Origin of the sequence: Stenotrophomonas sp. 610A2 (assembly GCF_030549615.1) — a bacterium.
GTDB lineage: Bacteria > Pseudomonadota > Gammaproteobacteria > Xanthomonadales > Xanthomonadaceae > Stenotrophomonas > Stenotrophomonas pigmentata.
This window is the reverse complement of the sequence record NZ_CP130832.1, coordinates 681,313-702,382: the sequence shown is the minus strand read 5'-3', so window position 1 is coordinate 702,382 and position 21,070 is coordinate 681,313. Positions and strand designations below refer to the sequence as shown.

The following is a 21,070-nucleotide window of genomic DNA, read 5'->3' as shown; positions in this document are numbered from 1 at the left end:
CCGAGCCATGCTCGGCAGAAGCGCTACCGGCAATCCCCGCCGTCGTTCATTGCTGGGAAGGCCCCTTTGCCGAGCATGGCTCGGCATTACATTGCATTGCTTGGAAGGCCCCTGCCGAGCATGGCTCGGCACTACGGTTGCATTGCTTGGAAGGCCTCTACCGAGCATGGCTCGGCACTACATTGCATTGCCTGGGAGGGCCTTTGCCGAGCATGGCTCGGCACTACACCCTGCTTCTGTGTGACCGCGCGGCTACAATATGGGCCCGCTTCCGCTTCCCCCTGCCTCCCCATGTCTTCTGATCTGCTGCCCGTACGCCGGGCTCTGCTGTCCGTTTCCGACAAGACCGGCCTGATCGATCTGGCCCGTGCCCTGGCTGCCCGCAACGTCGAGCTGTTGTCCACCGGCGGCACCGCCAAGGCGATCCGTGAGGCCGGCCTGCCGGTCAAGGACGTGTCCGATGTCACCAGCTTCCCGGAGATGATGGACGGCCGGGTCAAGACCCTGCATCCGATGGTGCACGGCGGCCTGCTCGGCCGCGCCGGCACCGATGACGCGGTAATGGCAGAACACGGCATCGCCGCGATCGACCTGCTGGTGCTGAACCTGTATCCGTTCGAGTCGGTTACCGCCAAGGCCGACTGCACGCTCGCCGACGCAGTGGAGAACATCGACATCGGCGGCCCGGCGATGCTTCGCAGCGCGGCCAAGAACTTCGCCCGCGTCGCCGTCGCCACCAGCCCGGACCAGTACGACGCACTGCTGGCCGAACTGGCCAGCAACGACGGCAAGCTGTCCGCCGCCAAGCGCTTCGAACTGTCGGTGGCCGCGTTCAATCGCGTTGCCCAGTACGACGCCGCGATCAGCAACTACCTGTCCGCCGTGACCGACTCCAGCGCTTCGGTGCCGGTGCGCAATGAATACCCGGCGCAGATGAATTCTTCTTTCATCAAGGTCATGGACCTGCGCTACGGCGAGAACCCGCACCAGAGTGGCGTGTTCTACCGCGACCTGTATCCGGTGCCGGGCACCTTGGCGACCTTCGTGCAGCTGCAGGGCAAGGAACTGAGCTACAACAACCTGGCCGATGCCGATGCCGCATGGGAATGCGTGCGTCAGTTCGAGGTGCCGGCCTGCGTCATCGTCAAGCACGCCAACCCGTGCGGCGTCGCGGTCGCTGCCGATGTCGGCGCCGCCTACGAGATGGCCTACAACACCGACCCGACCAGCGCCTTCGGCGGCATCCTCGCCTTCAACCGCACGCTGGACGCAGCCACCGCCAAGACCATCCTCGACCGCCAGTTCGTCGAAGTGCTGATCGCACCGGATTACGAGCCGGCTGCACTGGATTACGCCACCAAGAAAGCCAATGTGCGCGTGCTGCGCATCCCGGCCGGTGATGCACGCAACAACTACGACACCAAGCGCATCGGTTCGGGCCTGCTGATCCAGAGCGCCGACAACCGCGGCATGAGCGCTGACGAGCTGAAGACCGTCACCCAGCGCGCGCCGACCGCCGCTGAAACGCGCGATCTGCTGTTCGCCTGGCGCGTGGCCAAATACGTCAAGTCCAACGCGATTGTCTACGCCAAGGACGAGCGCACGATTGGCGTGGGCGCTGGCCAGATGAGCCGTGTCTACTCGGCACGCATCGCAGGCATCAAGGCGGCGGATGCAGGCCTGGTCGTGCCGGGCTCGGTGATGGCATCGGATGCGTTCTTCCCATTCCGTGATGGCCTGGACGCCGCTGCCGAAGCAGGCATCACTGCAGTGATCCAGCCGGGCGGCTCGATGCGTGACAACGAAGTGATCGCTGCTGCCGACGAACATGGCATCGCCATGGTGTTCACCGGCGTGCGTCACTTCCGTCACTGATTCCGTTACCGAGAGCTGGCACATGGCGACCAGGGTTTTCCCGCGTTTGATTTCCCTGCTCGCCGTCGCCCTGCTGGCTTCGTGCCAGCAGGGCACGCCCGCACAGGGCGACGCTCCAGCAGCAAAGCCGAAACTCAGCTACGAGGCCGGGGTGATGGCCGTACTGCAGGAACGCTATGGCAGCACCGTGCAGTTGCAGGGGCAATGGACGCAGCAACTGAGTGATGCCGATCTGGGTCAGGCACGTCCGGTGCATCGCGATATCTGCGCCGACCAGAGCATCAAGGTGCAGAACGGCAACTACCGCATGCTGGCAATCTGCACCAGCTATGACGACGCCAGCCCGATCGAACTGGGCAGCACCGATTTCATCGTCCTGCAGCGCGCCGCCGATGACGGCGTCAGCGTCGCCGCCGAACTGCTCGGCCAGGGCAGCGGCACCGGTGGCAAGCCGGGCACGGTCAGCACGCTGCAGATGGGCGCAAACGCCTGGGGCTTCCAGGTCGAAGACGAACTGGTGGTGGTTGGCGCAGCGATGCGCAACCGCGCCTGGTATGTGTTCGATGGCGACAAGAAGCTGACCAGTGCAGGCTGGCTGCGCAGCCACCTGGATGATCGCAACGCCATCGACTGCAACGCGTCGGGCAACTGCTCGCACGGCCGCCTGGACCTGAACTTCGACGCAGCTCCTGACAACAGCCAGCCGCAGCTGGCCTATTGGCCGCTGCACGTGCAGGAAAAAGGCCGGGGCTGCGCCGGTGCGGTGAACAAGCGCCATGACATCGCCTATGACGATGCGCAGTCGCGCTATCTGATTCCTCCCACCATGCAGATTGAGGCTTGCAACTGATGCGCAACGTCACACCGGCAGTGGTCGCCTGCATTTGTGCAGCACTTCTTGCCAGTTGCGGAAACAACAAGCTCGGCGACGTGCAGGCCGATGCCCTTGCCAAGCTCAGCAAACAGCTGCCAACCCCCTACCGCGATGGCCTGATCACCGAGTCGGCGCACAAGCAGGCAAATGACATCGTGTTGGTCGTGCGTTTCGCCGACGCCACCGTTGCCATGGCCAAAGCCAAACCCGAGGTGTTCGAGGCATTGCGCCTCGACGAGCACCAAGCGATCACCGAGCTATGCCAGGACCCGGTATTGCGTCCGCTCCACGACGCCGGCGGCGGCGTTACGCGGCGCTTCGTGGATGCCAATGACGCGGTGTTCTTCGAAGCCACGCTGAAAGCCTCCGATTGCATTCCCCATTGATGCCCCACAGGAACTGACCCCATGAAAATCCTCGTCATCGGCTCTGGCGGCCGCGAACACGCACTTGCATGGAAGCTGGCGCAATCGCCGCGCGTGAGCGAAGTGATCGTTGCCCCGGGTAACGCAGGCACTGCCACTGAAGGCAAGTGCCGCAATGTCGCGATCAAGGTCACCGACATCGAAGGCCTGCTGAAGCTGGCGCAGGACGAGGCCGTGGGCGTGACCGTGGTCGGCCCGGAAGTACCGCTGGTGCTGGGCGTGGTAGATCGCTTCCGCGAGGCAGGCCTGCGCATCTTCGGCCCGACTGCCGCTGCCGCGCAGCTGGAAGGCAGCAAGGCCTTCGCCAAGGACTTCCTGGCCCGTCATGGCATTCCCACCGCGTACTACGCCGTGCATACGGAAGTGGATGCGGCGCTGGCCTACCTGCATGAGAAGGGCGCGCCCATCGTGATCAAGGCCGACGGGCTTGCCGCCGGCAAGGGCGTGATCGTGGCGATGACGATGGAAGAAGCCGAAGCTGCCGTGCACGACATGCTCAGCGGCAATGCCTTCGGCGATGCCGGTGCGCGCGTGGTGATCGAGGAATTCCTCGAAGGCGAGGAAGCCAGCTTCATCTCGATGGTCGATGGCCGCATTGCGCTGCCGATGGCCACCAGCCAGGACCACAAGCGTGTTGGTGATGGAGATACCGGCCCGAACACCGGTGGCATGGGCGCTTACTCGCCGGCACCGGTGGTGACGCCGGACGTGCATGCGCGGGTGATGCGTGAAGTCGTTGAACCGACCGTGGCCGGCATGATCGCCGATGGCGTTCCATTCACCGGCTTTCTGTATGCCGGTTTGATGATCGATGTCAGCGGCGCGCCGAAGGTGATCGAATTCAACGTGCGCTTCGGCGACCCGGAAACCCAGCCGGTGATGCTGCGCCTGCAGTCGGATCTGCTCGATCTGGTTGAGGCCGCCATTGATGGCGCCCTGGCAGGTGTGGAAGCGCAGTGGGATCCGCGTCCATCGCTGGGTGTGGTGTTGGCGGCCAAGCCTTACCCGGAAACGCCGATCACCGGTGATGTGATCAGCGGTTTGGGTGATGTGCCGGCCAGTGCCAAGGTATTCCATGCAGGTACGGCGCTTGATGCTGACGGCAATGTGGTCAGCGCCGGCGGCCGTGTGTTGTGTGTTGCAGCGCTGGGTGACAGCGTTGGCGATGCACAGAAGCATGCCTACGCAGGTGTCGCCAAGATCCACTGGGCCAACGAGTTCCACCGCAACGACATCGGCTGGCGCGCGATCGCACGCGAACAGCAATAAGCGGAACGCAAAAGGTAGTGCCGAGCCATGCTCGGCAGAGGCTCTACCGGTCATGCCCAGCGTAGTGCCGAGCCATGCTCGGCAGGGGCCTTATAGGGAAAGCCTCAGCCGAGCATGGCTCGGCTCTACATTTGCAGGCCTCAGCCGAGCATGGCTCGGCTCTACATTTGCAGGCCTCAGCCGAGCATGGCTCGGCTCTACATTTGAAGCGGAGCTCGGCTCTACCGGTGCACGCTACCAATGCTCGCCGCCGGGTAACGCATGCCCGCAGCCACATCCACCGGGAACACCGCGTCGATCCGCGCCAGGTCCTCGGCACTGAGCACCACATCCAGCGCGCCCAGGTTCTCTTCCAGATACGGCAGGCGCTTGGTGCCCGGAATCGGCACCAGGTCATCGCCCTGCGCCAGCACCCAGGCCAAGGCCAACTGCCCCGGCGTCACGCCCTTGTCGGCGGCAATCGCATTGACCTGCTCCACCAAGGCCAGGTTCCGATCGAAGTTCTCACCCTGGAAGCGCGGTGAATTGCGCCGGTAATCACCGTCCTCGAAATCCGCCGGGCTGCGGATCGCACCAGTCAGGAAGCCGCGGCCCAACGGGGAGTACGGCACGAAGCCAATGCCCAGCTCGCGCACCGTCGCCAGTACATCGTTCTGCTCCGGTTCGCGCGACCACAGCGAATATTCGGTTTGCAGTGCAGTGATCGGATGCACCGCATGTGCGCGGCGAATGGTCTCCGGTGCCGCTTCGGACAGGCCGAGGTAACGCACCTTGCCCTGCTCCACCAAACGCGACATCGCACCCACGGTGTCCTCGATCGGCACCAAGGGATCAACACGGTGCTGGTAGTACAGATCAATATGATCCACGCCCAGCCGCTGCAGGCTGGCCTCGCAGGCCGACTGCACATATTCCGGGCGACCATCGACGCCGCGCGCCTGCGGGTCATTGGCATCCAACCGCACACCGAACTTGGTGGCCAGGAATACCTGCTCGCGGCGGTCGGCAATCGCCTTGCCGACCAGCACCTCGTTGGTATGCGGGCCGTACATGTCGGCGGTATCCAGCAAGGTCACGCCACGCTCCAGCGCGCGGTGGATGACCGCAATCGAGGCCGCGTCATCACCACGGCCGCCATAGAACGCACTCATGCCCATGCAGCCCAGGCCCAACGCGGAAACAACCGGGCCATTACGGCCAAGCACTCGGGTTTTCATTGGCAACTCCAGCTCGCTAAGGACGGGAGTAACTGTAGGCGCTCGCCACTATGCCGATAAAGATGGATACTCCGAACTGACCATGAAGCCAGACTTCACAGTAGAGCCCTCCCTATTGCCCGCGCTGGCGGCTTTCGCCTGCGTTACAAGGCATGCCAGCTTCCGCCATGCCGCTATCGAACTCGGGGTCTCGCCATCGGCCTTGTCGCAGACCATCCGCAACCTGGAGCGCCGGCTGGGCACCCGCCTGCTGCAACGGACCACGCGCCGGGTTGGCCTGACCGAGGCCGGCCAGCGCCTGCTGCAGGACACCGCACCGGCATTGGCCCGCATCGGCGAGGCCCTGCACGCAGTGGAAGCCAACCGCGACGTCGCCACCGGCCAGCTGCGCATTACCGCGCCGCGTTTCGCCATCGAGTACCTGTTGCTGCCACACCTGCCCGCCTTCCATGCCGCCTACCCGCAGGTGGAAGTGGAATTGTCGATGCAGGCAGCGCTGGTCGATGTGGTCGGCGAGGGCTTCGATGCCGGCATCCGCCTGGGCGAAGCGCTGGCCGACGGCATGATCGCGGTGCCGCTGGGGCCGCCAATGCGTTGGACGGTGGTCGCCGCACCGGAGTATCTGCAACGGCACGGCACACCACAAACGCCTGAAGCGCTGATCGGCCATGCCTGCATCCGCCACCGCAACAGCAATGGCCGGGTGATGCCCTGGGAGTTCAGCCGTGAGGGCCGCGACTTCACCCTCGATGTCGGCGGGCCGCTGCTGCTCAACGACAGCACCTTGGCCTTGCAGGCAGCGCGCGAAGGCCTAGGCCTGCTGCAGATATTCGAAGCCATCGCCCGCACCGACATCGACGCTGGTCGCGTACAAGGACTGCTGGATGACTGGCAAGCGCCTTATGCAGGCTTCCATCTTTATTACCCCTCGCGCGAGCAGCTGGCACCCAAGCTGCGCGTGTTCCTCGATTTCATGCGGGCGGCCAACGCTGCAGCTTGATTCCGGCGTACTTGCAGACGGATCGCGCTTGCCTGCATCGCAGCGGCACCGCAAGCTGACAGCCTGATCACAGCGAGTACCCGCTTCCGGCATGCGCCGTCTCGACCGCCACCTCGGCCAACTCTGGGCCCACGAAAAAGCCAGCTACGGGCTGCGCGTGTTCATCGCACTCACCGTGGCCATCGCCTATGGCTGGTACGACGGCCACATCGAAGCGATTCCCGGCCTGTTCCTGGGCATCATTGCCAGCGCCATCGCCGAGACCGATGACAACTGGTGGGGCCGCACCAAATCGGTGTTGCTGTCGCTGCTGTGTTTCGTCGCTGCCGCGGCGGCGGTCATCGTGCTGTTTCCACACCCCATCCCCTTCATCAGCGCACTGGCGTTGACCGCCTTCGGCTTGACCCTGCTTGGCGCGCTCGGCGAGCGCTATGCCTCCATCGCCCAGGCCACGGTGACGCTGGCGATCTACGCGATGATCGCGATGGACCAGCACCACAACGTCAGCCAGCAACAGGCGCTGCGCGAGGTGATTCCACTGCTGGTTGGCGCCAGCTGGTACGGGCTGCTGTCGATACTGTGGACGGCGATGTTCGCCAACCGCCCGGTTCGCGAGCGCCTGGCACGGCTGTTCTTCGAACTTGGCCAGTACCTGCAGCTCAAGGCCGACCTGTTCGAGCCGGTGCGTCAGGGCGATCTGGAAGCTCGGCGGCTGGCGCTGGCCGAACAGAACGTGCGCGTGGTGCAGGCACTGAACATCGCCAAGACCGCCATCCTCAGCCGTTTCGGTCGCTCAGGCCGCCCCGGCGTGCAGTCGGGCCTGTACTTCCGCCTTTACTACATGGCGCAGGACTTCCACGAGCGCGCCAGCTCCTCGCACTATCCATATGAAGCCCTGGCCGACGCCTTCTTCCACAGCGACGTGCTGTACCGCTGCCGGCGCCTGCTGTCGTTGCAGGGCAAGGCCTGCCAGTCGCTGGGAGAGGCCATCCGCCTGCGCCAGCCCTTCGACTATGGCGAGCGCGCCCGCGTCGCCGGCCAGGACCTGCAGTCTTCGTTGCAATACCTGCGCGAACAACGCAATCCGCAGTGGACACGCCTGCTTGGCTCGCTGCAGCTGCTGGCCACCAACCTGACCAGCATCGAGCGGCAGCTGTCCGAAGCCGCCTTGGCGGATACGCCGCTGGAAGGCATCGATACCCGCCTGCGTGATTCCTCACCGCATACCCTGCGCGAGATGGGCACGCGCCTGCGCCAGGCGCTGACACCGGGCTCGCTGCTGTTCCGCCATGGCGTGCGCATCGCCTTGGCGCTGATCGCCGGTTACGCGCTGCTGAAACTGGTGCACCCCGACAACGGCTACTGGATCCTGCTGACCATCGTCTTCGTCTGCCGGCCAAACTTCGGCGCAACCCGTTTGCGGTTGGTGCAACGCATCGCCGGCACCCTGCTCGGCCTGGGCGTGACCTGGGCCTTGATGCAGTTGTTCCCCGGCACCGGCCTGCAGCTGCTGTTGGCGCTGGCGGCAGCGCTGCTGTTCTTCTTTACCCGTACCGACCGTTACCTGCTGGCGACAGCGGCAATCACGGTGATGGCACTGCTGTGCTTCAACCTGATCGGCAACGGCTTCGTGCTGATCTGGCCGCGTTTCCTCGACACCTTGATCGGCTGCATCATCGCCGCCATCGCCTCGCTGCTGATCCTGCCCGACTGGGAAGGCCGGCGCCTGCATAAGGTGATGGCGCAGGTGATCGCGACCAGCACCGCCTATCTGGATGAGGTGCTTGGCCAGTACCGCAGCGGCATGCGCGACGACCTGCCCTACCGCATTGCCCGCCGCGACATGCACAACGCCGACGTCGCGCTGTCGGTGGCGCTGGCCAACATGCTGCGCGAGCCCGGTTACGCGCGTGGCAACCTGGATGCAGGTTTTCGTTTCCTTGGGCTGTCCAATACCTTGCTCGGCTATCTGTCGGCGCTGGGCGCACATCGCGCGCGGGCGGATGCAGTCAATGAGGATGCCCAGGTTGCAGATGGGCATCGGCAGCTGCAGCAGTCCCTGGCTGCATTGTCTGAAGCCTTGGCCAAGCGCCAGCCGGCGGAGCCGCAGGAAGACGAGATCGCACTGGCCGATGCGCTGGAGCAGATGCAGGATGAGATCGATGAAAAGTCGCGACTGGTGCGTACCCAGTTGGCCTTGATGCTGCGGCTGTTGCCGAAGCTGAGGGCAGCAGCGGAAGAGGCGATGCTGCCGGCGTAGTTGCTGTGGCTGTGGCAGTTGGCGTTGCTTCTACCCCCTCCCTTGCGCGGAGCGCAGGGGAGGGTTGGGGAGGGGGGCCGTTGATTTTGCGCTTTGCCTTTGCCACAAGGCATAGAACCCAGCCGCTCAGATCGCAGGCGATCCAAAAACGTCACCATCGCCAGCTTCGCGGCTTACGCCGCTCCTACAAGTGATTGGCTGCGGATCTAGCTGTGGCTGTGGCTGTGGCTGTGGCTGTTGCTATCCCTTCTCCCGCCTGCGGGGGAAGGTGCCCGAAGGGCGGATGGGGGGACGCTTTGGCTTTGGCTTTGGCTTTGGCTTTGGCGTCATGCCCCAACCACCCATCTACAGCCCAGTGCCCAGGTGATCCGCCAGCGAAACGATTGCCGGTTTCGCGGCTTACGCCGCTCCCACAAGTGCATGATGGTGCCGGCAATCCTTCAGCGGAATCATCATCGGCTTGGCGGCTTACGCCGCTCCCACATTCTTTGCGGCTTGCTTGCGGGCTGGCATGAAATACACCAACAGGCCGATCACTGCGAACACGCCGCCCAGCGCGCAGACGCCGTTCCAGCCATGCCGCGTCCACGCCATCGTGCTCAGTACCGAACCGCTGGCACCGCCGATGAAGTAGCAGGTCATGTAGGCCGAGGTGATGCGGCTGCGGGCGCTTTCATCCAACTGGTAGATCACGCTCTGGTTGTTGATGTGCACTGCTTGCACGGCGATATCCAGCAACAGCACGCCCACGATCAGTGCCGCCAGCGACACCGGCGCGAACGCCAGCAACAACCACGACAGCAGCATCATCAGCAGGCCACCCAGCGCCACCGCGCGGCCATGGCCGCGATCGGTCAGCCTGCCTGCGCTGCTGGCAGCCAACGCACCTGCCGCGCCAATCAAACCAAACAAACCGATGGTGGCAATCGAGTAACCATAAGCCGGGCCCGACAACAGGAAGGCCAGTGGCGTCCAGAACACACTGAAGCCGGCAAACAGCAGCCCGCCCAGCACGGAGCGCTGGCGCAGCAGCGGCTCATCGCGCAGCAAAGCCAGCACCGAACCGATCAGACGCGGATAGGAGAGCGTCGCGCTGGGTTGATGCGCCGGCAGCAGGCGTGCCAGCACCACCGCAAGCACAAGCAAGGCAACGCAGGCGACCCAATAGATCGTATGCCAGGAACCCAAGCCGGCCAGCACGCCGGAGGCGGTGCGCGCCAACAGGATGCCCAGCAGCAGGCCGGCCATGATGGTGCCGACCACCCGCCCGCGATGCTCCGGCTCGGCCAAGCCTGCCGCATGCGCCACGATCACCTGCGCCGCCACCGCACTGAGACCGGACAGCGCCGTGCCCACCAGCAACTGCACGAAGTGCGTCGCGGTGGCACTGATCGCCAGGCCCACCGCCGCCAACACGAACAGGGCGACGATCAGGCGCCGGCGCTCCACGCGGTCACCCAGCGGCACGATCAGCAGCAAGCCGGCGGCATAGGCCAGCTGCGCCGCCGTGACCACCCAGCCTGCCTCGTCGGCACCGATCCGGAAGGCCTCGGCCAGGATCTGCAACAAGGGCTGCGCGTAATAGTTGCCGGCCACGATCAGGCCAGTAGCCGCGGCCAGCAGCAGGACCTGCGGCTGACTCAAGGGACGGTGGTGGGACGGGGATGCAGGGGTTGTCATGGGAGAGGCCACGGGGGAACAGGGGCAAGTCTGGGCCTGCCCCATCAATGACGCCAATGTATTGTTTTCATCCCATCCATCTGTTTCAGTGATGGCATGTTCACCCTGCGCCAGCTCGAATTCGCCGTCGCCGTGGCCGAGGAAGGCGGCTTCACCGCCGCGGCCACCCGCTGCCATACCGTTCAATCGGCGTTGAGCCACCAGATCGCCCGGCTGGAAGATGCCTTCGGCTCGCGCCTGTTCGAGCGCAGCCACCGCCGGGTGCGGCCTACCGCCGCCGGCGAGGTGTTCCTGCACAACGCCCGGCTGACCCTGCAGGCGGCAGCGCGCCTGCAGGAGGAAATGGCACTGACGCTGGGCACGGTGCGTGGCCGCATCAATATCGGCCAGATCACCTCGCTCAATGTGGTCGACGTGCCGGCCTTGCTGGCTGCGTTCCGGGCAGCGCACCCGGCCGTCGAGGTCCACCTCAAAGCGGGCATGAGCGATGTGCTGCTGGCCGAACTGGAGCAGGGCAGCCTGGACGTGGCGCTGGTCGGCGTGGGCCCGCAGATCACCCTGCCGCCGCAGCACCGCCTGCTGCACGAGGAAGGCCTGTCACTGGTCATGCCCACCGATCATCCGCTGGTCAGTCACACCGCCATCCCGTTGCAGGCACTGCAAGGTCTGCCCTTGGCTGCCCTCGTACCCGGTGCCGGTGTGCGCCGGATGGTGGATGACGCCCTGCGCGAACGCGGCATCCAGGCGCAGCTGCAATACGAGGTCACCCACAGTGAACTGCAACAGCAGCTGGTCGCCGCCGGGCTGGCGGTAGCGGTGGTGCCGGACAGCATGGCTGCACGGATGCAGCGCACCGTGGTGCGTCCGCTGGTCGAGCCGTTCCGCTTCCGTACCTGTGCGGTGTGGCGAGCCGACCCAACCCCGGCCGCGCGCGCATTGCTCAGCCTTTTGCCTGCAGGCGAGGGCTGAGAAACCTCTGCACTGCACGCCCGGCTTGACCAAACCGATCATGCCGTTCTGCTAAGGTGCCGCGCAGCACCGAGGAGTCACGATGTCCGGCCACAACCAGTTCGCCCTGCTCAAGCAGCGCCGCTTCCTCCCGTTCTTCATCGTCCAGGCGCTGGGCGCGTTCAACGACAACATCTATCGCCAGGCGATCATCGGCCTGCTGTTCTATGTCGGTGTCAGCAGCGAAGAACGCACGCTGTACACCAACCTGGCACCGGCGCTGTTCATCCTGCCCTACTTCCTGTTCTCGGCACTTGCCGGGCAGATCGCCGAGAAACTGGAAAAACAGAAACTCATCGTCATCACCACCACCATGGAAATCGTGGTGATGTCGCTGGCCGCGGTCGGCTTCCTTACCCAGAACATGCCGGTGCTGCTGGTAGCGCTGTTCTGCACCGGCCTGCAATCAACCTTGTTCGGTCCGGTCAAATACTCGGTGCTGCCGTCCATCCTCAAGCCTGAGGAATTGACCGGCGGCAATGGCCTGGTGGAGATGGGCACCTCCATTTCCATCCTCACCGGCATGATCGCCGGCGGCATGATCTTCGCGCTGGCCGGTGCGTACGGCCCCATCGTCGCCGCGGTTGCCATCATTGCGCTTGCGCTGATCGGCAACATCACCGCACGCATGATTCCACGCGTGGACGCCGGTGCGCCTGAGCTGAAGATCAATTGGAACCCGATCAGCGAATCGCTGGCGGTGCTGCGCCTGGCCAAGAAGCAGAAGGCGGTACGCAACGCCATCCTCGGCGTGTCCTGGTTCTGGTTCTTCGGCACCGTGCTCACCTCGCAGCTGCCGACCTATGCGGTGGTGAACCTGGGCGGCGACGAGGTGCTGTACATCTTCGCGCTGGCGCTGTTCTCGCTGGGCACCGGCGTCGGCTCGCTGCTATGCGAAAAGCTGTCCGGGCGCATCGTCGAGATCGGCCTGGTGCCACTGGGCGCGTTCGGCATGAGCGCGTTCCTGCTGGACCTGTACTTCGCACGTACCGGCGTGGTCAGCGTCACCGGCTTGGATGTCGCCGGCTTCATCCAGCAGCCCGGCAGCTGGCGCATCATCATCGACCTGCTCGGCATCGGCCTGTTCACCGGCTTCTTCGTGGTCCCGCTGTTCGCGTTGATCCAGAGCCGCACTCCGAAATCGGAGATGTCGCGGGTGTTCGCCGCGCTCAACATCCAGAATTCCGGCTTCATCGTACTGGCGGCGGTGCTCGGCCTGATCACCCAGAGCGTGCTCAAGTGGAGCATCCCGCAGCTGTTCCTGGCGCTGGCCATCGCCAACATCGTGGTCGCGGTCTACATCTTCAGCATCGTGCCCGAGTTCCTGATGCGCTTCCTCAGCTGGCTGATGGTGCGCACCCTGTACCGGCTGCGGGTCAAGGGCGTGGAGGACAATGTTCCGGACGAAGGTGCAGCGCTGATCGTCTGCAACCACGTCAGCTACATGGATGCGCTGATCCTGTCGGCGGTGATCCCGCGTCCGGCGCGCTTCGTCATGTATTACCGGATCTTCAACGTGCCGGTGATGCGCTGGATCTTCAAGACCGCCAAGGCCATCCCTATCGCCAGCCCCAAGGAGGACGCTGCGCTGATGCAGCGCGCCTTCGACGAGGTGGATGCGGCGCTGGCCGAGGGCGAGCTGGTCTGCATCTTCCCCGAAGGCGCCTTGACCAAGGACGGCGAGATTGCAGCCTTCAAGTCCGGCGTGGAGAAGATCCTGGCCCGGCGCCCCGTGCCTGTCGTGCCGATGGCGCTGAAGGGCATGTGGTCCAGCATGTGGAGCCGCCGTGACAGCCGGCTGGGGCAGATGCGGGTGCCGCGCCGCTTCCGCGCGCACATCGAGGTGGTTGCCGGGATACCGGTGGATGGCGCCCAGACCGACGCCGCCCAGCTGGAAACTCTGGTCCGCAAGTTGCGTGGCGATGAGGCCTGAGTAGGAAAGAGCCCTTTCCAGAAATAGGACAAGTGGCTAGGCTAGCGTCCTATGTGTCTGCTGGGGACCGCAGCACAGCTCAGGAGCAAGGGGATATATGGACAACGCCACGCCATCATTGCCAGCCGCACCGCCTGCGCCGCCCTCGGCGCCGCAGCAGGTGCACCACTACTACCACCCGCAGAAGTCAGGTGGGATAGCGGCGCTGCTGGAAGTGCTGCCGGGGTTTTTCCAGGTTTTCGGCATTGGTCATCTGTACGCGGGCAACGTCGTCACCGGGCTGATCATCATGTTCGGCTACTGGGCGGTGGCCTTCGTCAACTTCCTGCTGTGCTTTGTCTTCATCGGTTTCATCACGTGGCCCCTATGCTGGATCGCCACAATGATCATCTCGCCGCTGACTGCGGCGAATGCCTGCAAGTCACGCTGATTTTTCAACAAGGAGTTTTACGTGAATACAAGCAGTCCCGCCGTATCCAACAACCTCGTCTGGGCAATCCTGTCCACCCTGTTCTGCTGCCTGCCGCTGGGCATCGTCTCCATCGTCCACGCAGCCAAGGTCAACGGCCTGCTGGCCGCTGGCGATGTCGCCGGTGCACGTGATGCCGCCGACAAGGCCAAGAAGTGGGCCATCTATGCGGCTGGTGCGGGCATCGTCGTCACCATCCTGTACATCGTGCTGGTCATGGTGCTCGGCCTCGGCGGCGCGATGAGCGGCGCTTCGAGCTACTGATGAATCCGACAGGCCGGCCGGATCCGGCCGGCCTGTTGTTGTCCTGACATGCAGTTCCCGCAACACCTGCTGCGTTACATGCCCTTGGCCGCGATTGCCGGTATCGGCGTGGGCGCTGCGGCGGTATTGAGCCGGATCGACCCCAATACGCCGGGCAATCCGCTGCCAACCTGCCCCTTCTATGCGCTGACCGGCCTGTGGTGTCCCGGCTGCGGCAGCACCCGTTGCCTGCACGCACTGGTCCACCTGGACCTGCCCCAGGCCATGGCAATGAACCCCCTGCTGATCGTCTCGATCGTGCCGGTGCTGGTGATGGCCCTGCATGGGGCAGGACTATGGCCAGCACGACTGCAATGGGCGGTACGCCTGTTCGCGCGACCGATCCCATGGCTGGTGGTGATCGTCTCCTATTGGCTGCTGCGCAACCTGCCCTGGTATCCGTTCAACCTGCTCGCGCCGGGCTGAAAAGCCGCCTCATGCGCCACGCAATCAGGTAGCCCGGGTTAAGCGCAACGCACCCGGGGCACTCCGCAGACAGCCTGAAACCTCACTGGACTCCCGGTCTCCGGGTGCGCTCACGCTTACCCGGGCTACAAAGGCCTGGCCGGCTCAGCCTACCCAGCCGGCGATCACCAGCAGCGCCAACAGCGCCATCCACAGCAATAGCGTGCGCCAGACCAGGCTCATCGCGTCGCGCAGCTCCGGGTAGCGCTCATCAACCGGCACCTGTCCGGCCAGCCGCGCTTCTTCGGCCTCTTCAACCAGCTCGGCACCCACGCTGGCACGTGCGGCCTCGGTCAGGAAGCCGAGCTGCAGCGCCCAGCGATTGCCTGCCGCACGGCGCCAGGCCGTGAACACGGTATCGAAATTGCCTACCAAGGCCATCGACAGCGTCATCAGCTGCGCCACCGGCCACTCCAGCACCGCCAGCAGCCAATCGCTGGATCGCCGCTCCTCGTCGGACAACTGCACGCCCTGCGGTCCCTGCGCGGTCTGCGCCAACAGGCGGTACAACACCACACCCAGCGGCCCCAGCAACAGGAACCAGAACAGCGGCGCAAACCAGCGCCGCAGGGCATTGAGCGTGGTCGCTTCGACCAGCCCCGGCGCATCCTCGCGCAGGCTGCCGCCGGCCGCCTGCAGCTTCGACACCGCAAGCTCGGCGGCAGCGCCGTCATCGGCATCGATCACCGCTTCGACATCACGGTCCAGGTCGCGCGGCCCCCAGCACAATGCCAGTACCACCACCCCGAACAACAGCGAGGGCAGGCCGAACAGTCGTCCAGCCAGCGCCCATTGCAGCAAGCCCACCAACAGCACGCAGGGCACGATCGCCAGCAGCACCGTGTAGCGTGCCGACGATTCACCCAGCTGCGCACGCAAGCCGCCCAGGCAGCCTCCGAACCAGCGCCAGTCGCGCAGGGCAGCCATCAGCGCGGGCGCCAGATGGCCCAGCACCAATGCTGCGATTACCGCTACCAAGGTTGTGAACATGCGGCTCCTCCGGCCTGCAATTGTAGGCCTTGCCGGCGCTGCCGGGCCGCACCCGCCAGCGCGCAGATCGCGCTCACCGAGGCTGGCTCTGGTACCACTGCTCGATCAGCGTGCGTGCAATCGACAGCCGTTGCGGCAGCAGGATGCCCTGCCCGTCATCGTCGGTATCGCGCTGCAGGGCCGCACCGACCTCATCGACGCTGAACCAGCGCGCGTCCTCAAGCTCGCCATCCACGGTCGGCACGTCATCGTGTGCACTGGCACGGAAGCCCACCATCAAGGCGCCCGGGAACGGCCATGGCTGGGTGCCCTGGTACTGGGCCTGGATCACCCGCACCCGCGCTTCCTCGAATACCTCGCGGGCAACGGTCTGCTCAAAGGTTTCGCCGGGCTCGACGAAACCGGCCAGCACCGAATAGCGGCGCGCGATCCAGCTGCTCTGCCGGCCCAACAGCAGCCGGCCATTGTTCTCGACGGCGACGATGACGGCCGGATCCACACGCGGATAGTGCTCGGTCCGGCATTGGTCGCAATGGCCGATGAAACCAAAACGGCCAAAGCGCACTGGCGAGCCGCAGACGCCACAGAAGCGGTTGCGCGAATGCCAGTACGACATGCCGCGCGCGTAGCAGAACACGTCGGCCACCTCGGCCGGCCAGTGCACCGCTGCCTGCCGCAGATCCATGCGCTGCGGTGCCTGTACGGTCAGCGTTGCCGCCTCGGCGGCAAACCAGGCGCGGCCCTCGCGCAGTCCAAGGAAGATCGCCACGCCCGGGCCACCGCCCAGCTCAAGACCATTGAACAGCGCAGGCCGCCCTTGATCATCGGCGAACGCGGTGCCATCGGCATCCAACACCAAGACCTGCGCGGTCGGCCACAAGGCCGCCAGTGCATCGGCATCGCCGCGCAAGGCATCGGAACGGTCCAGCGGCGCACCAGCAAAAGCGTGCCCGGCAAAACGGGATTCAGGATTCAGCATCCGCCAGAGCCTGACGACAAAGCGCCGCCATCGCAAGCGCAGCCAGCCGCAATGCGGCCGGATCTGTCTTAAACCGAGAAGCTGCTACCGCAGCCGCAGGTGGTGCGGGCATTGGGGTTGCGGATCACGAACTGCGCGCCGGTCAGGCTTTCGCTGTAATCCACCTCGGCGCCCATCAGGTACTGCAGGCTCAGCGGGTCGACCAGCAGGGTGACGCCCTCGGTGATGACAGCCAAGTCGTCCTCGGCACGGTTCTCATCGAACTCGAAGCCGTACTGGAAGCCGGAACAGCCGCCGCCCTGGATGTAGACACGCAGGGCGAGTGCAGCGTTGCCCTCGTCCTGGATCAGCTCACGCACCTTGGAGGCCGCCGCCGGGGTGAAATTCAGTGGACGGTCCAGGGACTGGTAATCAGGCGCCGGCTGAACGCCGGGCAGGGAAACTAGGGTGCTCATGGCGCTCAGGATGGGGGCGTGAAGCCCCTGTTTCAAGCCGCAGCGGCTTCAGCTTTCTTGGATTTCTCGTTGCCCTTGGCATCGGGCGCCGGCAACGCAGCCATCGCGGCGGTGTGCAGCAGGCGACCATTGAGCTGGGCACCGGCGCTCATTTCCACCACGGTGTAATGCACATTGCCGGTGACACGGGCGCTGGGGGTCAGCTCGATCCGCTCGCTGGCGTGGACGTCGCCTTCCATGGTGCCGCTGAGGACCACCACGGCGGCGCGTACTTCGCCTTCGATGCGGCCGTGCTCGGCCAGGGTCAGCATCGCCTTGGCGCCTTCCTCGGCGATCACCTTGCCGATGATGCGGCCCTCCACGTACAGGCTGCCGCTGAATACCACGTCGCCGCGGATTTCCACCTGCGAACCGATGAGGGCGTCTACCGACAGGTCGGTATCGTGCTTGGACTTGCTTTTGAACATGCTTATTCCCCTCTGCCGTTGCCGGCGAGTTTCCAATCGAATGTCTGGTTGGAGCCCCCCCCGGATCCGGACAGGGAGACTCGCACACGTTGCGGTGTGAAATCCCGGGGCAGCATCACGCTACCGTCCAGTTGTTGGAAATAACGGAAGGAATAATCCTGCCCCGGCGCCCCTTTGCGCTGATGTAGGTCATCCCAGCTGACGGTCGTCAGCTTTCCGTCCTTCACACCCTCGACCGAGAACCGCATCTGGCCCTGGCTGATCGCACCGCGATTGAGGTTCTGGGTCAGCACCACGCTGTAATGCCAGCTGCCGGCCGCTTCCGGGGCGAATTCGACCGAATGGGCGTTCAGGCCCTTGCGCTGGCTGGTGGAACCGACCAACCGTTCATAGAAGGCGACGTCGGCGCGCAGGCCAGCGATCTCTTCGTCGCGCTCGCCCAGCGAGGTCTGCACTTCGTTGTTGGCGGCGCGGCTGATCTTGTCCGAGGCCTCCAGCGTGGCCTGGCGCTGGCGCAGCTCTTCCAGCTGGCCGCGCTGCTGGCTGACCACTGCCTCGCTCTGCCGCAGCTTCTCGCGCAGGCCACCGGCATCGGGCGAGGCGTAGCGCGAGGCCAGCCAGCCGACCAGCAGCAGCGACAGCAGCCAGGCGCCGGCCAGCACGGCAATCGGCACCCAGCCTGGGCGCGTGCTCGCGCCGCCGCGCGGGGTGATCTGGAAACGTGAAGAAGGTCGGTGGGTCATGGCAGGCTCCAGTGTTCGCGGGAGGGCGACACCTGTGCTCCGTCTGAAACGACGGTCCAGTGTAAACGACAGCAATGCACACGCGCTTGCACGCTGGCAGCTGGCATTCACTGCAGGCATGCTCGATAGTTGCGATCCTGCTCACAGTACCCCGGCCGGACTCCCCCATGACCGAAGCCCATGTATTCGTCATCGGCATCTTGCTGGCCTGGCTGGCCGGCATCCGTGTCTACCTGACCGTGTTCGGCGTCGGCATGGCCGGGCTGATGGGCTGGGTGGACCTGCCCCCCGCGCTGCAGGCCACCGAGTCCTGGTGGGTGCTGGGCACCTCCGGCGCCCTGGCCATAGCCGAGTTCTTCGCCGACAAGATCCCGGGCGTGGATTCGATCTGGGATCTGTTGCAGACCCTGGCTCGGGTCCCGGCTGGCGCCTTCCTCGCCGCCGCCGCGCTGTCCCCGAGCGGTGAATTGAGCACTGGCGCCTTGGCTGCAGGCGCCGGTATCGCGCTGACCAGTCACGGCCTGAAGGCTGGCACACGCGCCCTGCTCAACACCTCACCAGAACCCGCCAGCAACTGGGTGGCCTCATTTGCCGAGGACAGCGTGGTGATCGGCGCATTGGCGCTGGCACTGGCGCATCCATGGCTGGCGCTTATCTTCGTACTCAGCGCCAGCATCATCGGCGCCCTCGCCGTATGGTTGGTGTGGCGCATGCTGTGGCGTGGGCTCAAACGCCTGCTCGGCACTACCGGCACCGACATCAACGCGCCAGCATCGGCAACGTCATCGCCCGGCGATCGCTCGCTGCCGCCCGCCCCCTGAACCATAATTCACTGATGGCCAGCACCGACACTCCAAACGCACCTGCCCGCCCGCTACGCGCGGAAACCCCACCGGCCGATTACTGGCAGCGCTGGAGCGTGCGCAATGCGCCGCCCACCGAAGCGGTGCAGGCACAGCTCAAGGCCGACGCCGACAGCGGCGCGACCGCCATGGCCAGTGATGTCGGCGATGACACGCCGTACCGGGTGCTGATCGTCGAGGACAACCGCTCGCAGGCCCTGTTCGCCCAGAGCGTGCTGCACGGCGCAGGCATGCAGGCCTTCGTGCAGATGGAAGTGGAAGGCGTGCAGCAGGCCATAAGCGAACACCGCCCCGACCTGATCCTGATGGATCTGCACATGCCGGGGCTCGACGGCATGCGGCTGACCGCGATGATCCGCCAGCAGCCGCACCAGCAGCTGCTGCCGATCGTGTTCCTGACCGGCGAAGCCGACCCGGACCGCCAGTTCGAAGTACTCGACTGCGGCGCCGATGACGTGCTGGTCAAGCCGATCCGCCCGCGCCACCTGGTCGCGGCGGTCGCCAACCGCATCCGTCGCAATCGCATGCAGGGCCCGGGCAAGGCCGAGGCCGGCCCGTTGATGAACAACCCCGAGACCGGCCTGCCGACCCGCCACAACGTGCTGCAGCAGCTGCGCACCGCCATCGTCGAGCGGCAGCCGGCTGGTTTGATGTTCATCGAGATCGCCAGCGCCCTGGGCCTGCGCGAACGCTACGGCTACGCCAGCTACGAGCGCCTGATGGTGCAGGCCGGCCAGCGCCTGGCCGAAAACCTGCGCCCGCACCAGCTGGCACGCCTCAACGACAACAGTTTCCTGCTGCTCAGCCGCGGCATCGAGGAAGCCGCCGTGCCGGCCTTGGCGCAGCAGGTGCGTGACGGTCTGTCCGCGCAGCCGTTTGCGCCGCGCGAGGACGAATCGGTGTTCCTGCGCTGCGTGGTCGGCTACGCCACCCTGTCGCAGGACCTCAACGATGCCGATACCGCACTGGAAGCGGTGGAGCGCACCGCCCTGCAGGCGCGCCTGAGCACCACCGGCGTTGCCGCCTACGAGAGCGACGACGTCGCCATCAACAACGAACACCTGGCCCTGCTCGATGGCCAGATCGAACTGGCCTACCAGCCCATCGTCGCCGTCGCCGGCGGCGATACCGCGCAGTACCAGCTGCTGCTGCGGCTGCGCCAGAGCAATGGCGCACTGCTGTCAGCCGGCCAGGTGATTCCCGCCGCCGAAGCGGCCGGGCGCATCGCCGACCTTGACCAGCAGGTGGTCGAACACGCGCTGGGGCTGCTGCACCTGTACCAGTTCGCGCAGCCGCCGATGCGCCTTTTCATCTCGCAATCAATGCGCACGCTGTCGCGCAGTGCCTATGCGGAATGGCTGCTCAATGCAATGCGGGAACGCGAGGTGGCAGGCAACGGCCTGGTCATCGACGTGCGCCTGTCCGATGCACTGGTGCATGCGGTGAGCCTGCAGCAGTTCTGCGCACAGCTGATGCCGGCCGGCGTGCAGTTCTGCCTGAGCCAGTTCGAGCCCGGCGCCGAGGCCAATGCCTTGCTGACCCAATTGCCGCTGAGCTTCGTGCGCATGGCCGCCCGCTACGCCGAAAGCCATACCAACCAGAAGCTGCGCGACGAACTGCGCGGCGCGATTGATCTTGCCCACCGCGCCAACCTGCAGATCATCGGCCAGCAGATCGAGGATCCGCAGGCCGCCGCCGCCATGTGGATGGGCGGCATCGACTTCATCCAGGGCAACGTGGTGCAGCGCGCGGGCAGCGAACTCAACTTCGACTTCCAGAACGCGGTGCTGTGAGC

General features: G+C 65.2%; 20 protein-coding genes. 13 read left to right on the top strand and 7 right to left on the bottom strand.

Features of this window, described 5'->3' with window-relative positions; genetic code table 11:
* The first annotated feature begins 291 nt into the window (after nucleotides 1-291).
* Genes purH through purD form a run of 4 tightly spaced genes read left to right on the top strand, consistent with a single transcriptional unit; the run spans nucleotide 292 to nucleotide 4,443 of the window.
* Nucleotides 292-1,875: a bifunctional phosphoribosylaminoimidazolecarboxamide formyltransferase/IMP cyclohydrolase gene (gene purH / locus Q5Z11_RS03150; RefSeq protein WP_303748681.1), complete on the top strand. Its 1,584-nt coding sequence runs from the start codon at nucleotides 292-294 to the stop codon at nucleotides 1,873-1,875.
* Between the two features lie 22 nt (nucleotides 1,876-1,897).
* Entirely contained in the window at nucleotides 1,898-2,725 is an 828-nt protein-coding gene (locus tag Q5Z11_RS03145; RefSeq protein WP_303748680.1) for a hypothetical protein, read from the top strand.
* Entirely contained in the window at nucleotides 2,725-3,135 is a 411-nt protein-coding gene (locus Q5Z11_RS03140; RefSeq protein WP_303748679.1) for a hypothetical protein, read from the top strand. Before Q5Z11_RS03145 ends, Q5Z11_RS03140 begins: the two co-directional genes overlap by 1 nt.
* 21 nt (nucleotides 3,136-3,156) lie before the next feature.
* Complete coding sequence (gene purD, locus Q5Z11_RS03135) at nucleotides 3,157-4,443, top strand: phosphoribosylamine--glycine ligase (RefSeq protein WP_303748678.1); 1,287 nt, start codon at nucleotides 3,157-3,159, stop codon at nucleotides 4,441-4,443.
* Between the two features lie 221 nt (nucleotides 4,444-4,664).
* Here purD and Q5Z11_RS03130 read toward each other — a convergent pair whose 3' ends face one another.
* The gene (locus tag Q5Z11_RS03130) at nucleotides 4,665-5,660 is read right to left on the bottom strand and encodes an aldo/keto reductase (protein ID WP_303748677.1); all 996 of its coding nucleotides are present in this window, start codon (nucleotides 5,658-5,660) and stop codon (nucleotides 4,665-4,667) included.
* A gap of 82 nt (nucleotides 5,661-5,742) precedes the next feature.
* On the opposite strand from Q5Z11_RS03130, the gene Q5Z11_RS03125 reads away from it, so the two are divergent.
* Nucleotides 5,743-6,660 carry a LysR family transcriptional regulator gene (locus Q5Z11_RS03125; RefSeq protein ID WP_303748676.1) on the top strand — a complete coding sequence of 306 codons (918 nt, stop codon included), beginning with the start codon at nucleotides 5,743-5,745 and terminating at the stop codon, nucleotides 6,658-6,660.
* 91 nt (nucleotides 6,661-6,751) lie between these two features.
* A complete protein-coding gene (yccS, locus tag Q5Z11_RS03120) occupies nucleotides 6,752-8,920 on the top strand; it encodes a YccS family putative transporter (protein ID WP_303748675.1) in 2,169 nt (722 codons plus the stop codon).
* Between the two features lie 468 nt (nucleotides 8,921-9,388).
* Here yccS and Q5Z11_RS03115 read toward each other — a convergent pair whose 3' ends face one another.
* Complete coding sequence (locus Q5Z11_RS03115) at nucleotides 9,389-10,600, bottom strand: MFS transporter (RefSeq protein WP_303748674.1); 1,212 nt, start codon at nucleotides 10,598-10,600, stop codon at nucleotides 9,389-9,391.
* 96 nt (nucleotides 10,601-10,696) lie between these two features.
* Between Q5Z11_RS03115 and Q5Z11_RS03110 the strand changes: the two genes are divergently transcribed.
* The 5 genes from Q5Z11_RS03110 (at nucleotide 10,697) to Q5Z11_RS03090 (ending at nucleotide 14,739) form a co-directional block, all read left to right on the top strand.
* The gene (locus Q5Z11_RS03110; protein ID WP_303748673.1) at nucleotides 10,697-11,569 is read left to right on the top strand and encodes a LysR family transcriptional regulator; all 873 of its coding nucleotides are present in this window, start codon (nucleotides 10,697-10,699) and stop codon (nucleotides 11,567-11,569) included.
* An 82-nt stretch (nucleotides 11,570-11,651) separates the two neighbouring features.
* Nucleotides 11,652-13,541 carry an MFS transporter gene (locus Q5Z11_RS03105; RefSeq protein WP_303748672.1) on the top strand — a complete coding sequence of 630 codons (1,890 nt, stop codon included), beginning with the start codon at nucleotides 11,652-11,654 and terminating at the stop codon, nucleotides 13,539-13,541.
* A gap of 97 nt (nucleotides 13,542-13,638) precedes the next feature.
* Nucleotides 13,639-13,971: a hypothetical protein gene (locus Q5Z11_RS03100; RefSeq protein WP_303748671.1), complete on the top strand. Its 333-nt coding sequence runs from the start codon at nucleotides 13,639-13,641 to the stop codon at nucleotides 13,969-13,971.
* Nucleotides 13,972-13,992: 21 nt separating this feature from the next.
* Nucleotides 13,993-14,274, top strand: coding sequence for a CD225/dispanin family protein (locus tag Q5Z11_RS03095; RefSeq protein ID WP_303748670.1), 282 nt, complete (start codon nucleotides 13,993-13,995; stop codon nucleotides 14,272-14,274).
* 48 nt (nucleotides 14,275-14,322) lie between these two features.
* A complete protein-coding gene (locus tag Q5Z11_RS03090; protein ID WP_303748669.1) occupies nucleotides 14,323-14,739 on the top strand; it encodes a DUF2752 domain-containing protein in 417 nt (138 codons plus the stop codon).
* A 144-nt stretch (nucleotides 14,740-14,883) separates the two neighbouring features.
* On the opposite strand, the gene ampE is transcribed toward Q5Z11_RS03090, so the two are convergent.
* From ampE to Q5Z11_RS03065, 5 genes are all read right to left on the bottom strand, one after another.
* Nucleotides 14,884-15,768, bottom strand: coding sequence for a regulatory signaling modulator protein AmpE (gene ampE / locus Q5Z11_RS03085; RefSeq protein ID WP_303748668.1), 885 nt, complete (start codon nucleotides 15,766-15,768; stop codon nucleotides 14,884-14,886).
* Between the two features lie 73 nt (nucleotides 15,769-15,841).
* The gene (nudC, locus tag Q5Z11_RS03080) at nucleotides 15,842-16,747 is read right to left on the bottom strand and encodes an NAD(+) diphosphatase (protein WP_303748667.1); all 906 of its coding nucleotides are present in this window, start codon (nucleotides 16,745-16,747) and stop codon (nucleotides 15,842-15,844) included.
* 68 nt (nucleotides 16,748-16,815) lie between these two features.
* Complete coding sequence (gene erpA / locus Q5Z11_RS03075) at nucleotides 16,816-17,202, bottom strand: iron-sulfur cluster insertion protein ErpA (protein ID WP_303748666.1); 387 nt, start codon at nucleotides 17,200-17,202, stop codon at nucleotides 16,816-16,818.
* Nucleotides 17,203-17,234: 32 nt separating this feature from the next.
* Nucleotides 17,235-17,669: a bactofilin family protein gene (locus Q5Z11_RS03070; protein ID WP_303748665.1), complete on the bottom strand. Its 435-nt coding sequence runs from the start codon at nucleotides 17,667-17,669 to the stop codon at nucleotides 17,235-17,237.
* Between the two features lie 2 nt (nucleotides 17,670-17,671).
* Nucleotides 17,672-18,412, bottom strand: coding sequence for a DUF6776 family protein (locus Q5Z11_RS03065; protein ID WP_303748664.1), 741 nt, complete (start codon nucleotides 18,410-18,412; stop codon nucleotides 17,672-17,674).
* Nucleotides 18,413-18,579: 167 nt separating this feature from the next.
* On the opposite strand from Q5Z11_RS03065, the gene Q5Z11_RS03060 reads away from it, so the two are divergent.
* Both Q5Z11_RS03060 and Q5Z11_RS03055 read left to right on the top strand, forming a co-directional pair.
* A complete protein-coding gene (locus Q5Z11_RS03060; RefSeq protein WP_303748663.1) occupies nucleotides 18,580-19,233 on the top strand; it encodes a DUF4126 domain-containing protein in 654 nt (217 codons plus the stop codon).
* Nucleotides 19,234-19,247: 14 nt separating this feature from the next.
* On the top strand, nucleotides 19,248-21,068 hold the full coding sequence (locus Q5Z11_RS03055) for an EAL domain-containing protein (RefSeq protein WP_303748662.1): 1,821 nt from the start codon (nucleotides 19,248-19,250) through the stop codon (nucleotides 21,066-21,068).
* Nucleotides 21,069-21,070 lie beyond the last annotated feature (2 nt).

Excerpts from the sequence above, each read along its gene's own strand:
- purH (WP_303748681.1), top strand. The coding sequence starts at position 292 with ATGTCTTCTGATCTGCTGCCCGTACGCCGGGCTCTGCTGTCCGTTTCC.
- Q5Z11_RS03090 (WP_303748669.1), top strand. The coding sequence starts at position 14,323 with ATGCAGTTCCCGCAACACCTGCTGCGTTACATGCCCTTGGCCGCGATT.
- Q5Z11_RS03100 (WP_303748671.1), top strand. The coding sequence starts at position 13,639 with ATGGACAACGCCACGCCATCATTGCCAGCCGCACCGCCTGCGCCGCCC.
- nudC (WP_303748667.1), bottom strand. The coding sequence starts at position 16,747 with ATGCTGAATCCTGAATCCCGTTTTGCCGGGCACGCTTTTGCTGGTGCG.
- purD (WP_303748678.1), top strand. The coding sequence starts at position 3,157 with ATGAAAATCCTCGTCATCGGCTCTGGCGGCCGCGAACACGCACTTGCA.
- Q5Z11_RS03070 (WP_303748665.1), bottom strand. The coding sequence starts at position 17,669 with ATGTTCAAAAGCAAGTCCAAGCACGATACCGACCTGTCGGTAGACGCC.
- erpA (WP_303748666.1), bottom strand. The coding sequence starts at position 17,202 with ATGAGCACCCTAGTTTCCCTGCCCGGCGTTCAGCCGGCGCCTGATTAC.
- Q5Z11_RS03140 (WP_303748679.1), top strand. The coding sequence starts at position 2,725 with ATGCGCAACGTCACACCGGCAGTGGTCGCCTGCATTTGTGCAGCACTT.
- Q5Z11_RS03105 (WP_303748672.1), top strand. The coding sequence starts at position 11,652 with ATGTCCGGCCACAACCAGTTCGCCCTGCTCAAGCAGCGCCGCTTCCTC.
- ampE (WP_303748668.1), bottom strand. The coding sequence starts at position 15,768 with ATGTTCACAACCTTGGTAGCGGTAATCGCAGCATTGGTGCTGGGCCAT.
- Q5Z11_RS03130 (WP_303748677.1), bottom strand. The coding sequence starts at position 5,660 with ATGAAAACCCGAGTGCTTGGCCGTAATGGCCCGGTTGTTTCCGCGTTG.
- yccS (WP_303748675.1), top strand. The coding sequence starts at position 6,752 with ATGCGCCGTCTCGACCGCCACCTCGGCCAACTCTGGGCCCACGAAAAA.
- Q5Z11_RS03115 (WP_303748674.1), bottom strand. The coding sequence starts at position 10,600 with ATGACAACCCCTGCATCCCCGTCCCACCACCGTCCCTTGAGTCAGCCG.
- Q5Z11_RS03110 (WP_303748673.1), top strand. The coding sequence starts at position 10,697 with ATGTTCACCCTGCGCCAGCTCGAATTCGCCGTCGCCGTGGCCGAGGAA.
- Q5Z11_RS03065 (WP_303748664.1), bottom strand. The coding sequence starts at position 18,412 with ATGACCCACCGACCTTCTTCACGTTTCCAGATCACCCCGCGCGGCGGC.
- Q5Z11_RS03125 (WP_303748676.1), top strand. The coding sequence starts at position 5,743 with ATGAAGCCAGACTTCACAGTAGAGCCCTCCCTATTGCCCGCGCTGGCG.
- Q5Z11_RS03145 (WP_303748680.1), top strand. The coding sequence starts at position 1,898 with ATGGCGACCAGGGTTTTCCCGCGTTTGATTTCCCTGCTCGCCGTCGCC.
- Q5Z11_RS03060 (WP_303748663.1), top strand. The coding sequence starts at position 18,580 with ATGACCGAAGCCCATGTATTCGTCATCGGCATCTTGCTGGCCTGGCTG.
- Q5Z11_RS03055 (WP_303748662.1), top strand. The coding sequence starts at position 19,248 with ATGGCCAGCACCGACACTCCAAACGCACCTGCCCGCCCGCTACGCGCG.